Genomic DNA, 12,647 nt, shown 5'->3' on the forward strand with positions numbered 1-12,647 from the left:
TCGCCGAAAGGCTACAGTCGGCGGCGGATTCAACCGGTCGATGCAACACATTCGCTGAACATTTCAGCAGGTGCATGGAAGCCGAGCGTCTTGCGCGGCCTCTCGTTCAATTGTCTCGCGATCGCGTTGAGTTGAAGCTGACGCTCACCTAGGCTGAATCGTCATCGTCCCGCGTGCCAATGCAGCTTTGCAGAAACGACAGCCCGCGTCCTTGAATGAAGTGTGGAGGCGCGGAGCTAGGGCACGACCGGCTGATTCACACCGAAGGAGGGTCTCGTCTCAGCCATGCCTTGGCGTCATAGGACGCCCCAGAAAAGGAATTGGCGGGCATGGAAGATAGGTTCCAAACTCGCCGCTCCACTTTGGCACTCACTCCATGCAGAAAACCGCTCTCGCGCTGGCCGTTCTGGCAGCGCTCTCTTCCTCGCTCCACGCCGCCCCTGACGCGCCGGTCGAACTTGACCTGCTGCTGCGCGGTGGCACCGTCTACACCGGCGACACCCAGGCGCCCGTGGTCGGCGACGTGGGCATCGTCGGCGACCGCATCGTTTTCGCGGGCCAAGCAACGCCAGCGCAATTCAGCGCCAGGCGCATCATAGATGCCACAGGCATGGTGGTGGCGCCAGGCTTTATCGACGCCCACACGCACGCCGACGTCGACCTGCACTCCGAAGACCCGAAGAAGCGCCTGAACATCCCGTTCGTGACGCAAGGCGTGACCACTGCGGTGATCGGCAACGACGGCTTCGGTGGATTCGACATCGCGGCCCAGGCCAAGCGCCTGCACGCGACGCCCGTGGGCACCAATGTCGCGATGTACGTGGGCTTCGGCCCGGTGCGCATCGACCAGCTAGGCGAGGCCAACAAGGCGCCGACGCCCGCGCAGATCGAGATCATGAAGACGCACGTGAGCCAGGCGATGTGCGAAGGCGCGCTCGGCCTGTCCACCGGCCTTTTCTATCCGCCACAGAATTTCTCGAAGACCGAAGAGGTCATCGAGCTTGCCAAGGTGGCGGCCCGACACGGCGGCCTCTACGACAGCCACATTCGCGACGAGTCGATGTACAACATCGGCCTCAAGGGTGCGATTGATGAGGTGATCCGCATTGGCCATGAAGCAAAGCTGCCGGTGCATGTGGCTCACATCAAGGCTCTGGGCGTGGACGTGCAGGGCCAGAGCGGCGAAATCATCCGTCGCATCGAGCGGGAACGCGCGGGCGGCCTCGACATCACGGCCGACGAATACCCGTGGACCGCATCGAGCACGCGCTTTTCGGCTGCGCTGGTGCCTCTCTGGGCGGTGGACGGCGGGCGTTCCGCCATGCTCAACCGTTTCGACAATCCGGCCGACCAGCAACGACTGCACGCAGACATGCGCGAGAACCTGAGGATGCGTGGCGGCCCCGAGTCCATCCTGTTCTCGGCCGGCAATCTCAAGTACGTGGGCAAGACGCTGGCCGACGTGAGCAAGGCCTCGAACGTCGATCCAATCGATGCAGCTATCGCGGTGCTGCGCGACGGCGATCTGATGATCGCGTCGTTCAATCAGAGCGACGGCGACGTGCGCGCATTCATGAAGCGTCCGTGGGTCATGACCTCGTCCGACTCGTCGCCCGGTCACCCGCGCGCCTACGGCACCTTCGCCCAGAAGTACGCACAGTACGTGGTGAAGGAGCACACGATCTCCATGGCGCAGTTCATCAATAGCAGTTCGGCACTGACAGCCGACACGCTCGGACTTGTGCAGCGCGGCCATCTGCGCCCCGGCTACTTCGCCGACGTCGTGGTGTTCGACCCCGCGCGCTATGCAGCCAAAGCCACCTACACACAGCCCACGCTGCTGTCGGAGGGCGTTGTCGTTGTGCTGGTGAACGGCCAGCTTGCCGTTGACGGCGGCAAGCCCACGGGCGTGGGCGCCGGCGTGCCGCTGCTGCGCACGCCGAAGGCTGGCAGCTGCGGCGCCTAATCAAAGCCTGCTGACCGGTGCGCTACTTCTGGCCCGCTCGTTTGACCTCAACTGCCTTAGTGATTGGTCCGCTTCGGCGGGTTTTTCTTCGCCCAGAAGTTCGCCCACAAGAAATCATGTTGTGGAAGCACCTTGAGACGGGGAAAAGTGATTGATCTTCGATGCGCATAGAAGATTGGGGGCGCATGGGAGTGTCGGCCTCTGGCCGACTGTTGTCGAAGCTAGGCCGATGCTACCGGAGCCGAAGCACACATTCAGTACTAAACGCGAGTCGCGACGGCGACGGCGAATGCCAGCGCGTCACTGGCAAGCAAGACCTTCAATATGCTCTGAGAACGTAGCCCTCTAAAGGCTAGCAGGGCAAGCGTGAGTCCAACGAGTACGAGAAAGACGCCTCCTGCATACGCCGCAAGTCCGCTCAACTCCGAAACACGAAATGGGGCGGCACGTGGTCCTCGTTCAATTAGGCGGCCCGTGAGCAACGCAACGAAGCCCGTTCCGCTCGAAAGCGCCGCAAGCGCAAGCAGCAGCATCTTTCCGCCAATACGCTCGAAGGCAGTCGATTCGCTCCTCGGCTCTTCTTGATTGCTCATTGCTGGATACTCCTGACCGAATTTTGCTCGGCCAAGCCAATGACCGGTTGAATCCGCCGCCGCATTCTGCCTTTGCACCGGCTTCCAAGACGCCCCCGTTTACAGCCCGCGTGAACGGCGACGCATTGCAAGAAAACTCCATCGCACATCACCCCGCCCAAGCATGTCCTCACGCTCACTGTGATGGTGACAGCTGAGCCCATGCTCCGCCGCCAGACTTGTCGTCTCGTCAGCAGAAACATCGAACATCCTTCTGCCTTCTGGAATCGGTCCGTGTCGGAGCGACATGAAGACTTGACCACCATCGGCTGCCAAGTCGGCGACAGCGCCCATGGCCGCCTCGCGCTCAAGTGAGTCCAGGTGCATCCACACGGCGGTGAGCAGGACCAGGTCGAACCGCCGTTTTGCCTGCCGCAGCACGTGCAGCGTTGGTAGGTGGTCGTCCACCCAATCGATTGCCAACGCCCCATGGAGGCGCTTGCCTTCGCGGCGCAGTTCGCCCGTGGGCTCCACTGCAACGACCCGATGGCCGCGACGTGCCAGCGCGGCAGCATCCCGGCCAGAACCCGCGCCGATGTCGAGTACCGCAGCAGGCGGCGCAGGGAGCAAGTGAATCAGGTCGCGATGAACCTCGGCGAAGGTGACGCTTTCGTATTGGGCGGCCAGGGCGGAGGCGTTCGCGCCATAGCCGGCTGCTCCGGGGACTTGAGTAGGCATGGGCTGAAGACGTACTGGGTCAATAGGCGCCGAGGGCGGGCCACGCTTGACCGGTTGTGGCCGAATGTAGCCAAAGCATTGCAGGCGGCACCGAGCCCTGAGCGGTCGCCGGGCGTTGTCCAAGCCTGGGGACCACAGCGGATGGATACCTCCGGAGCGCTTCCAAGGGTCGTCGCGCGACGCGAGCACTTATTTCCAGAACTGCCACCGCGACTTCTTCGGTGCAGCCTGCGTGCTCGGTGCCGACGCGGCCGGCCCCAGCGATGCAGCGACATTCGAGATGCGGCCGAGTTCGTCGAAGCTGATCTCGATGTGTCCTTCGCCCGCTCTCTCGGCGCGGATGCTCCCCGCCCCGCTGGATGCCGCTTGCAACCCTTGCTGCTGCAAGAAACTTGTCACCATCCGGCGATGGTCCACATCGAACTGCGAGATCACTTCCATCAGCACCGTGTTCACGCGAGGCAGCGACACCGGCGTCAACACCTCGGCCGGCACATCGTCAAGCAGCACGAACAGAGCGCCGCCGTCGTAAGGCGCGCGGTAATAGCAGCGGCCTCCCTCCAGGCCGCTGCAGGTCATGGCGATCATGTGATCGGTGATGTCGTCCAGCTGCAGCGAAGGTTGGGTGAACGCCTCTACGCCCTGCGCCTCGCCGAGCTGCCGGATGCGCAAGGCCGTCTCGGTGAGTTGCGGCGGAAGATTGCTTTGCGTATTGGCCCAGACCCACAGCCATGTGCGGGGTTCGAAGGCATGCGTGCCGAGCAGTTGCACGGGGTATTCCAGGTCATCGCCGAAGCGCAACACGCCTTTCTGCATGTCGATGCCCCAGGGCCTTTCACCGATGACATCGCCCAACGCCATTTGCCTGGCGAACGAGGAAGCCGCGTGGTCTGCAAAGTGATCTTGAAACGTGCTCATGTTGATTGATGGTCGATGCCGGTTGTTCGGTTGGAGCCCAGGATGTCCGCGCCGAAGTAGAACTGAGCCGGCTCAGTTTCAGGTCGGCGCCCACAAACAGGAAGGCCGTGTTGCTGGACCTATTCCGATCGCCCACTCCGGCAGACAGTGGCAACTCCAGACCCCCTTCATGACTGTAGCCTGTCGTCTCATGGGCGCAAAGGTCCGAAGCCGACAACTCGCCCCCCGCTAAAGTCGCAGATCTTCAAAGCCGTTCAGCTGGCAACGCCCCACCATGCACACCCTGTTCGCAAGCGCCTCTTTCCTGTTTGCCGCCTTGCTTTGCATCGGCAGCGCATCCGCGCAATCGCTCAACTGCAACGGCAGGCTCTCCGGCGTAGGCGACTCCAAGTATTCAGTGGTGCAGAAATGCGGCGACCCGGTGTCACGCGAATTCGTCTGCGTGCCACGCCCGCAGGTCGTGTGGATTCCGTCGCAGTACCCCGGCGGCCCGGCCCAGCAGGTGGTCACGCAGCAGTGCGTGCCGATGGAAGACTGGACGTACTACCGCGGCGAAGGCAGCTTCCTCGGCATCGTGCGCTTCTTCAACGGCACGGTGGAATCGGTGCGCGATGGGGACCGGGTGCGGTAGGTGTGAGTTTCGCAGCCTGGCTATCGAAAGACAGCGCGCCCGAGAGCAATCTGGGCGCGAAGTTGTCAAGAACCAAACTCGCTCGGCGTTTCGGTCCGGGGATCATCAGCATTTGCCATGTGAGATATTGGCAGCGCCGACCGATCCTCGAACCATTCCTCGCATGAACGACAAACTGCTGGCGCTTCGCCTTTTCGTACGCGTTGCGCGCACGGGGAGCTTCTCGGCTGCGGCGCGCGAGCTCGACCTTTCACAGCCTTCGGTATCGCGCATCATCGCGGCGCTCGAAAAGGACGTTGGCGGCGCATTGATCGCTCGCACGACGCGAGCTGTCACGCTGACCGATGTGGGCAACGAATATCTGACCCGCGTCGAAGAGATTCTGGCCTCGCTCGAGGAGGCCGATCACCAGGCTCGCGGATCGCGGGAGCTGCGTGGCTCACTTCGCATTGCAATGCCTGGAAGCTTCGGCGTGCGCGAGATCGTCCCTGTGATGCCGGGCTTTCTTGCGCGCCATCCTTCGCTGAACGTCAGCTTGTTGATGAGCGATCGAAGGCAAGACACCGTCAAGGACGGAGTCGATGTCGCGCTCCGCCTCGGCGAGTTGGAGGACTCGACGGCCACCGCACGCCTGATCGGCCGAACGCAGCGAGTGATCGTGGCGTCACCGACTTATCTGAAGGCGAGAGGAGTGCCTCGGACGCCCGACGACTTGGCCGCCCACGCGGCCATCGTGGGACCTGCCGGCACGAGCGCGGGCACATGGTCATTTCAGAAGGATGGGCAACGCGTGTCGGCCCGCATCAACAGCCGACTGACCGTCACCGGCAACGAGGCGTCCGTCGCCGCTGCCGTGGCGGGAATGGGTGTCGTGACCACAGCGCTCTGGGGCTGTCGCGCCGAACTCGCCAGCGGCTCGTTGATTCAACTGCTTCCCGATTGGACGATGGGCGAGGTTGAGGCCCACGGCATGTTCACGCCAGGTCGACCCCCGAAGCCCTCGGCACGCGCGCTGGTCGAGTACCTGATCGCGGAACTGCGTCGCTAGGCTTTGGTCAACCAGGCAACTTCGCCGCGAGCAGATCGATCTTCTCGATGTTCGGCGGGGTGCTGAGCAACGCGGCTGCGTTGGCCATCAACGCCGCGGCGATCGGGCCATCCAGATGCGCTTGTCGGCCTTCCTCGTCGGCAAAGGTGTCGAAGACACCGAACGTCGACGGACCGAACTTCAATGCGAACCAGGTGGTGGTGCCCGACTCGGCATTGGCGAGCGGCAACGCGCCGGCCAGGAAAGCGGCAAGCGCAGTCTCCTGGCCGGGCTTGGCTTCGAGACGGACGAACAGGGCAAATTTGGACATGGCGTACTTCTCTCGTTGAACAGGTGAATGAACCGGCGAGTCGCAAGTCTCTGCGCCGCCCGGGCAATCAGCCAGTGGCAAGAAGGCCAATATTGATACCATTGTTGCCATGCGCATCCACATTCTGGTTCTCGACGGCGTGTTCGACCTGGGCCTTGCGGCCCTTACCGACACGCTCGGCACCGCGAACCAACTGGCAGGGTCGCTCGCGCACGCGCCGTCGCCTGTTGAAGTGACGTTGGTCGGGGTGCGACGGCGGGTGCGAACCGCGCAGGGGCTGACCGTGCCGGTGGTACCTGTGCACGGTGCGGTGAAGCCCGACGTCGTGCTCGTGCCTGCGCTCGGCGCCAAGATGCCGGACACGCTCGCGGCGCGACTCGCGCACGCCGACGTGGCCGACGCGGCCGTCGCATTGCAGCAGTGGTCGAAGTCCGGTGCGGTCGCTGGCGCCGCATGCACCGGCACATTTGTGCTGGCCGAGAGCGCACTGCTTGACGGTCAGCGCGCCACGACGTCGTGGTGGCTGGCTCCGATGTTTCGGCTCCGCTACGCGAAGGTTTTGCTGGACGAGACCCACATGCTCGTGAACTCCGCGCGCTTCATCACGGCCGGCGCGGCCTTGGCTCATCTCGACCTTGCGCTGAGCATTGTCCGCAGCCGCAGCCCGGAGCTCGCGGCGCTGGCGGCGCGCTATCTGCTGGTCGAAACGCGCGGCTCGCAAGCCGGGTTCGTCATCCCCGATCACCTCTCCCACGCCGACCCCGTGGTCGAGCGCTTCGAGGGCTGGGCCCGGCAACAACTCGCGCGAGGCTTCTCGCTCGAAGAAGCGGCCGTCGCAGTCGGCGCCAGCAAACGCACGCTGGCAAGGCGCCTGCACAGCGTGTTGGGCAAGACCCCGTTGTCGTACTTCCAGGATCTGCGAGTCGAGCGTGCGGTGCATCTCTTGCGCACGGGCAGCGAAAGCATCGATCAGATCGCCACGCAGATCGGGTACTCCGACGGAGTGACTTTGCGCGTCCTGTTGCGACGCAAGCTTGGCCGCGGTGTGAGGGAGTTGCGCGCGCGGGTCTGATGGCGGGTGGTCAGCGATCCATTTGACGAATAAGTCTTAGTTGCCGACGCACCTACCCGCGGGTGCATCGATCGACGACAGTCCTTTCAGACGCCAACAGTGGCGCCGTAAAACCAAAGGACAGAAATCATGACCACACTTAACGGCAAGGTCGCCATCGTCACCGGCGCCTCCAAAGGGATCGGCGCCGGAATCGCCAAGCTTTTCGCCCAGTCGGGCGCCTCGGTCGTCGTGAACTACTCGACCAGCAAGGAAGCGGCGCATGCCTTGGTCGCCGAGATCGAGAGTTCCGGCGGCAAGGCCGTCGCCATCCAGGCCGACTTCTCGAAGACCGCCGATATCAAGCGACTGTTCGAAGAGTCGAAGCGGGCCTTCGGCACGCTAGACATCCTGGTGAACAACGCGGGCGTCTACGCCTTCGGACCTCTCGAATCCGCGACGGAACAGGAATTTCATCGCCAGTTCACCACGAACGTGCTGGGCGTGATCACCGCGACGCAAGAGGCGGCGAAATACTTCGGCCCGAACGGCGGCAGCATCATCAACATCAGCTCCATCGCCAGCGTCGGCTTCATGCCCAACTCGGTGATCTACGCAGCGAGCAAGAGCGCCGTCGACGCCATCACGCGCGTGACCTCGGTCGAACTCGCGCCGAAGAAGATCCGCGTCAACACCCTCGCACCTGGGGCCACGATCACCGAAGGCATCGCGGCGCTGGGTTGGCCGGAAGAGTCCGTCAAGGCCATCGTCGCAACGATTCCGTTCGGTCGTCCGGGCCAGCCTGAAGACATCGCTCGCGCGGCGCTTCTGCTGGCCTCCGATGATTCGGCCTGGGTGACCGGCGAGCGGATCACCGCCTCCGGCGGCCAGCGCGCCTGATCGGCCTGGCCTTGCCGGAGGCCGTCAAGCGAAAGACGCCGAGTCTCGACCGCCGGTCGGACTCGGCGCCTTTTTTACGTGGGGTGCGCCATGTTGACCGAGCCCGATCGACAAGGTCTTGAGCGTTGCGGGCAGCCTGTCGACGATTGCGGCTACATCCCGCTGACCAACACAAGGACGCGTCTGTGAAGACCGTCTTGCCGATGTGGAGTCGGTGCGCGACGGGGACCGGGTGCGGTAGGCCCTACCACCGCCCCGGCGCAGGGCGCCAGCCCAGCGCGCGCTTCGCCAACTCGCTGCTGGCCTCCGCGCCGTCTTCCGCGATGTTGAAGACGCCGCCGCCCGTGTGCCGCAGCGCGAGCAATGCAGCCCGCGCCGCCGCCTCGACATGCACCGGGCTCGCGCCCTTGGGCTCGGCCGTCGACGTGCCCGGGCCGTAGAGCTGGCCGTAGCGCAGCACCGTGCCCGTGATGCCCTGCGCGCCCAGCACGGCCTGCTCCAGCGCCACCACGCCGTCGACGCTCACGCGGCGCGTGCCTTGCGCGTCGACATCGAGCGGCCGGTCTTCGGTGAATGGCTTGGGGCCCGGCGCATAGGCCCAGGCGATGCTCTGCGCCACCAGCCGCTTCGCACCCGCGGCCTGCGCGGCGGCCACGAGGTTGCGCGTGCCTTCGGTGCGCACGCGGGCATTGAGGGCGGCGGCTTCGGTCATGCGTGCGGGGTCCAGGTCCTTGGGCAGGTCGGTCAGCTGATGGACCACGGCCCAGGGCGCGATGCGCACCAGCGCCGCCTTCAACGCCTGGGCATCGAACACATCGACGACCACCGGGTGCACGCCCTGCGCCTGCAGCGCAGCCGTGCGCTCGGCGCGCCGCGTGCTGCCGTACACGGTGTAGCCGGCATCGACCAACAAGGGGATCAGCGCTGCGCCCACGGCGCCGGTGGCGCCCGCCAAAAACACTTTCTCGCTCATCGCTTTCCTTCGAGGCCGTTCATTGCCGCAAAGCTTAGGTGTGCGATGAACGCGCGGGAAGAACCAAGAATCGGCCGCGCGACTGGACCATCGCCTGGCGGCGGTGCGTCAGGCCAACTCGTCGTCCGGCACCGCGCTGCGGTCCTTGATGCGCGTGACCTGCGACAGCAGCGCGTCGGCCGGCGTCATGTCCGGCCGCTGGCCCTTGTAGACGGGCTGCTCGAACTTGCCACCGGCATAGCGGTACAGGTAGCGCACCTCGACCAGCGTGCCCACCGCGGGCAGCGCCTCGTTGGGCGGCACGGTCACGTTGCCCAGGTCGACCATGGCGCCGGCTTCGTCGCGCAGCCCCACGGCCACCGAGCGCTGCGCATTGACGCGAATCACCTCGCAGGTCGCGCTGTGGTTGAACTTGAACTTCAGGCTGGTGCTGCTGCGGCCGGCGCTGAACGGCGCGGCCAGCGCCTTCAGCACATAGCCCTCGCCATGCGCGGCCAGCAACTGCGCGGCGCGGTTGCGCTTGCCTTCGGGGGTGAGTTCCAGCGCAAGCACCACCATCCACGGCGCGAGGCCGGCGAGCTTGTGCAGATGGCCGAAGCGCTCGATGAACGGCGCGGCGCGCAGGTCTTGCCCGCCCAGCTCCAGCAGGTCGAAGGCCATGAACACATCGCCCACATGCTCGCCCGCAATCACCGTGCGGCCGGCGGGCAGCTGGGCACCGCCGACCCAGGCCTGCGGAATGTCGACGAACAGGCCGCGCCGGTTGGTGCCGCGCACGACGTCGCCTTCGATGAGCAGGATGCGGTTCTCGCCGTCGGCCTTTTCCTGCAGGCCCCAGCCCGGGTCGTCGAAGTAGCGCGCCGCCTGCGCCTCGAGGATCAACGTGGGCAACTGCGGCAGCTCGCCGCTCATGCGGCCGGCGAGGTCGGTGGACGTGTACAGCGCGCCGGACTGGTCGGGCGTGTAGCCCTTGCCCGTCTTTTCCTTCACCACCTTGTCGTAGATCTTCAGCGCGGCCTCGTAGGCAAGCGGGCTGCTGGTCTTGGTGCCGGTGGCCAGCGTGCCGCCGCGCCGGCCGTTGCCGTAGTCGACCACCCAGCCGTCGTCCTTGGGGCGCAGGTGCACCTGGTAGACCTTGTCCGAGCCCTGGCCCGTGAAGTAGAGAAAGCTCGACTGGGAGACCGGTTCCGTGTTCGCCATGGGTGATGAATGCGTGGTGGATTTCGCTGGCGATGCTACACACGCGCGCAGGCGCACATGCGCCAAAACCACACGGCACTTCACAGCGCCGGGCCGGCCCGCTACATTCGTCGCTTCGACAACCACACAGAAAGCGGAGGTGCGCCATGGAAGACACTGCAATTCAAGCCCCTACCAACGTGCGGTTTGTCGGGCCTCATCTGAACTGATCGCTCACACGTTCGCCGTGTAGCCCAGTCTGCCCGCGCGGCCATGCCAGGCCGCGTCTCGCAAGCCGCCCTCCGATTCAAACGCCCGCCGCCGGCACGCATGTGCCGTCGGCGCTCCGTTCATTTTTCGAATCAAGGCTCACCATGCTTGAAACCCGCGCCGCAACGGCCTGCGCACTCGCAGCCGCGCGGCACACAGAGACCACCGTTTTCGATCCCCAGCGCGCGAGCGAAGACTGCTGGACCCGCGCCCTTGCCTACTGGCGCCTGCGCCATGCCGAAGACCACCCCGGCGAGCCGGTGCCGGACGATGCGGACACGCGGCACGCCGTGCTTCGGACAGACCCGTTGGTCGTGGTTCACCGCGTGCTGGCCGTTGGCCCGCACGGCGAATTCATCGGCAGTCTGAACGCGAGCTTCCGTCGCGAAGGCACGCCCGAGCACGAGGCGTTCGCGCCCTTCATCGACGTTTGGGGCGGCGTGCTGCGCGCGCACCAGCGGCGCGGCGTGGCCACCGCCCTGCTGCGCGCATTGCTGGCGCTGATGCAGGCGCACGGCAAGTCCGTTGCCACGCTCAGAACGCACCTGAGCGAAGGCCGCGCCTTCCTGCGGGCCATCGGCGCCGAAGAAAGACACCGCGCCATCGAGAACCGCATGGCTTTCACCGGTCTCGACTGGCAGGCGCTGGCCCGCTGGCGCGCCGAAGGCTTCGCACCCGCCCACGGCCTGCGCGCCGAGGTGCATGCGGGCCGCGTGCCCTTCGAGCGGCTTGCCACGCTGATGGCGCCGATGTCCGCATTGCTGGACGACGCGCCCACCACGAACCTGGACCGCCCGCCGCTGCGCTACGACCTGGAGGGCTACCACACCTGGTATGCCGAGCTGGACCGCCGCGGCGGCGAACACTTCCTCGTGCTGCTGCTGGCCGGCGACGAGCTGGCCGCGGTGTGCGACGCCAACTGGAGCCAGCGCGTGCCCGACCGCATGTACCAGAACCTCACCGCCGTGGCCCGCCCCTGGCGCGGCAAGGGCCTGGCCAAGGGCGTGAAGGCCGCAATGCTGCAGCTCGTGCGCGAGCGCCACCCCGAGGTGGCGCTCGCCGTCACCAGCAACGCCGAGGTCAATGCGCCCATGCTCGCCATCAACCGCCAACTGGGCTTTGCGCCGCACAGGCATGATGGGCTCTACCAGATCGGCACGGAAAGCCTGAGGAACTTCCTCGCGGCACGGCCACTGGCTCTACCACAGGATTCCCAGGAGGCACGGCCATGAAAGCACCCCCCAGACTGCAGGCATTGATCGACGAGGGCCTGATCGACACCGTGGTGCGCCAGCTCATGAGCGGCAAGGAAGCCATGGTGTACGTGGTGCGCTGCGGCGACGACACGCGCTGCGCCAAGGTCTACAAGGAGGCCGACAAGCGCAGCTTTCGCCAGGCCGTCGACTACACCGAGAACCGCCGCGTGAAGAACACCCGCGAGGCGCGCGCCATGGCCAAGGGCACCAAGTTCGGCCGCCAGGTGACCGAGGCCATCTGGCAAAGCGCCGAGGTCGATGCGCTCTACCGCCTGGCCGCCGCCGGCGTGCGCGTGCCCACGCCGCACAACTTCTTGGAAGGCGTGCTGCTGATGGACCTGGTGACCGACGCCAACGGCGACGCGGCGCCGCGCCTGAACGACGTGGCCTTCTCACCCGAAGACGCGCTGCGCCACCACGCCAGCCTGCTGCGCGAGGTGATGCGCATGCTGTGCGCGGGCGTGGTGCACGGCGACCTCTCGGAGTTCAACGTGCTGCTGGCCGAAGACGGCCCGGTCATCATCGACCTGCCGCAGGCGGTGGACGCCGCGGGCAACAACCACGCCAAGCGCATGCTGCTGCGCGACGTGGAAAACCTGCGCAACTTCTTCGGCCAGTACGAGCCCGGCCTGCTGCGCACGCACTACGGCGACGAGATCTGGGCGCTGTACGAGCGCGGCCTGCTGCGGCCCGAGACCGAGCTCACTGGCAGCTTCGTGCGCGAAACCGGTCCGGTCGACCTGGGCAACGTGCTGCGCGAGGTGGAAGACGCGCGCATGGAAGAGGCGGCGCGGCTGCTGCGGATGCAGACGCCGCGACAATAGGCGGGCCCCTA

The 12,647-nt window shown here is 65.6% G+C and carries 13 protein-coding genes and 1 pseudogene; 7 read left to right on the forward strand and 7 right to left on the reverse strand.

Going from position 1 to position 12,647, the window contains the following annotated elements; genetic code table 11:
* Window positions 1-29: 29 nt before the first annotated feature.
* Window positions 30-149 (reverse strand): annotated as a pseudogene (locus ACSFBM_RS09475) (IS30 family transposase); the annotation flags it as partial.
* Window positions 150-376: 227 nt separating this feature from the next.
* Here ACSFBM_RS09475 and ACSFBM_RS09480 point away from each other — a divergent pair.
* On the forward strand, window positions 377-1,966 hold the full coding sequence (locus tag ACSFBM_RS09480) for an N-acyl-D-amino-acid deacylase family protein (RefSeq protein WP_435484117.1): 1,590 nt from the start codon (window positions 377-379) through the stop codon (window positions 1,964-1,966).
* A 260-nt stretch (window positions 1,967-2,226) separates the two neighbouring features.
* Here ACSFBM_RS09480 and ACSFBM_RS09485 read toward each other — a convergent pair whose 3' ends face one another.
* The 3 genes from ACSFBM_RS09485 to ACSFBM_RS09495 form a co-directional block, all read right to left on the reverse strand.
* A complete protein-coding gene (locus tag ACSFBM_RS09485) occupies window positions 2,227-2,559 on the reverse strand; it encodes a hypothetical protein (protein WP_435484118.1) in 333 nt (110 codons plus the stop codon).
* 99 nt (window positions 2,560-2,658) lie between these two features.
* On the reverse strand, window positions 2,659-3,276 hold the full coding sequence (locus ACSFBM_RS09490) for a class I SAM-dependent methyltransferase (protein WP_435484119.1): 618 nt from the start codon (window positions 3,274-3,276) through the stop codon (window positions 2,659-2,661).
* Between the two features lie 189 nt (window positions 3,277-3,465).
* Window positions 3,466-4,194, reverse strand: coding sequence for a DUF6882 domain-containing protein (locus tag ACSFBM_RS09495; protein ID WP_435484120.1), 729 nt, complete (start codon window positions 4,192-4,194; stop codon window positions 3,466-3,468).
* A 274-nt stretch (window positions 4,195-4,468) separates the two neighbouring features.
* On the opposite strand from ACSFBM_RS09495, the gene ACSFBM_RS09500 reads away from it, so the two are divergent.
* Window positions 4,469-4,825, forward strand: coding sequence for a DUF2845 domain-containing protein (locus ACSFBM_RS09500; RefSeq protein WP_435484121.1), 357 nt, complete (start codon window positions 4,469-4,471; stop codon window positions 4,823-4,825).
* Window positions 4,826-4,988: 163 nt separating this feature from the next.
* Complete coding sequence (locus ACSFBM_RS09505; RefSeq protein WP_435484122.1) at window positions 4,989-5,873, forward strand: LysR family transcriptional regulator; 885 nt, start codon at window positions 4,989-4,991, stop codon at window positions 5,871-5,873.
* A gap of 7 nt (window positions 5,874-5,880) precedes the next feature.
* On the opposite strand, the gene ACSFBM_RS09510 is transcribed toward ACSFBM_RS09505, so the two are convergent.
* Window positions 5,881-6,183: an antibiotic biosynthesis monooxygenase gene (locus ACSFBM_RS09510; RefSeq protein WP_435484123.1), complete on the reverse strand. Its 303-nt coding sequence runs from the start codon at window positions 6,181-6,183 to the stop codon at window positions 5,881-5,883.
* 109 nt (window positions 6,184-6,292) lie between these two features.
* Between ACSFBM_RS09510 and ACSFBM_RS09515 the strand changes: the two genes are divergently transcribed.
* Both ACSFBM_RS09515 and ACSFBM_RS09520 read left to right on the forward strand, forming a co-directional pair.
* Entirely contained in the window at window positions 6,293-7,255 is a 963-nt protein-coding gene (locus tag ACSFBM_RS09515; RefSeq protein ID WP_435484124.1) for a GlxA family transcriptional regulator, read from the forward strand.
* A 129-nt stretch (window positions 7,256-7,384) separates the two neighbouring features.
* On the forward strand, window positions 7,385-8,134 hold the full coding sequence (locus ACSFBM_RS09520) for an SDR family NAD(P)-dependent oxidoreductase (protein WP_435484125.1): 750 nt from the start codon (window positions 7,385-7,387) through the stop codon (window positions 8,132-8,134).
* Window positions 8,135-8,378: 244 nt separating this feature from the next.
* Here the strand turns inward: ACSFBM_RS09520 and ACSFBM_RS09525 are convergent, their stop codons facing one another.
* Both ACSFBM_RS09525 and ACSFBM_RS09530 read right to left on the reverse strand, forming a co-directional pair.
* Complete coding sequence (locus tag ACSFBM_RS09525; RefSeq protein ID WP_435484126.1) at window positions 8,379-9,107, reverse strand: NAD-dependent epimerase/dehydratase family protein; 729 nt, start codon at window positions 9,105-9,107, stop codon at window positions 8,379-8,381.
* A gap of 108 nt (window positions 9,108-9,215) precedes the next feature.
* Entirely contained in the window at window positions 9,216-10,307 is a 1,092-nt protein-coding gene (locus ACSFBM_RS09530; RefSeq protein ID WP_435484127.1) for a hypothetical protein, read from the reverse strand.
* 353 nt (window positions 10,308-10,660) lie between these two features.
* Between ACSFBM_RS09530 and ACSFBM_RS09535 the strand changes: the two genes are divergently transcribed.
* Together ACSFBM_RS09535 and ACSFBM_RS09540 are read left to right on the forward strand one after the other, a co-directional pair.
* The gene (locus ACSFBM_RS09535) at window positions 10,661-11,788 is read left to right on the forward strand and encodes a GNAT family N-acetyltransferase (protein ID WP_435484128.1); all 1,128 of its coding nucleotides are present in this window, start codon (window positions 10,661-10,663) and stop codon (window positions 11,786-11,788) included.
* Window positions 11,785-12,636, forward strand: coding sequence for a PA4780 family RIO1-like protein kinase (locus tag ACSFBM_RS09540; protein WP_435484129.1), 852 nt, complete (start codon window positions 11,785-11,787; stop codon window positions 12,634-12,636). The genes ACSFBM_RS09535 and ACSFBM_RS09540 overlap by 4 nt, the downstream gene beginning before the upstream one ends.
* Window positions 12,637-12,647 lie beyond the last annotated feature (11 nt).

The organism is Variovorax pasteuri (genome assembly GCF_051216435.1).
Classification (GTDB): domain Bacteria; phylum Pseudomonadota; class Gammaproteobacteria; order Burkholderiales; family Burkholderiaceae_C; genus Variovorax.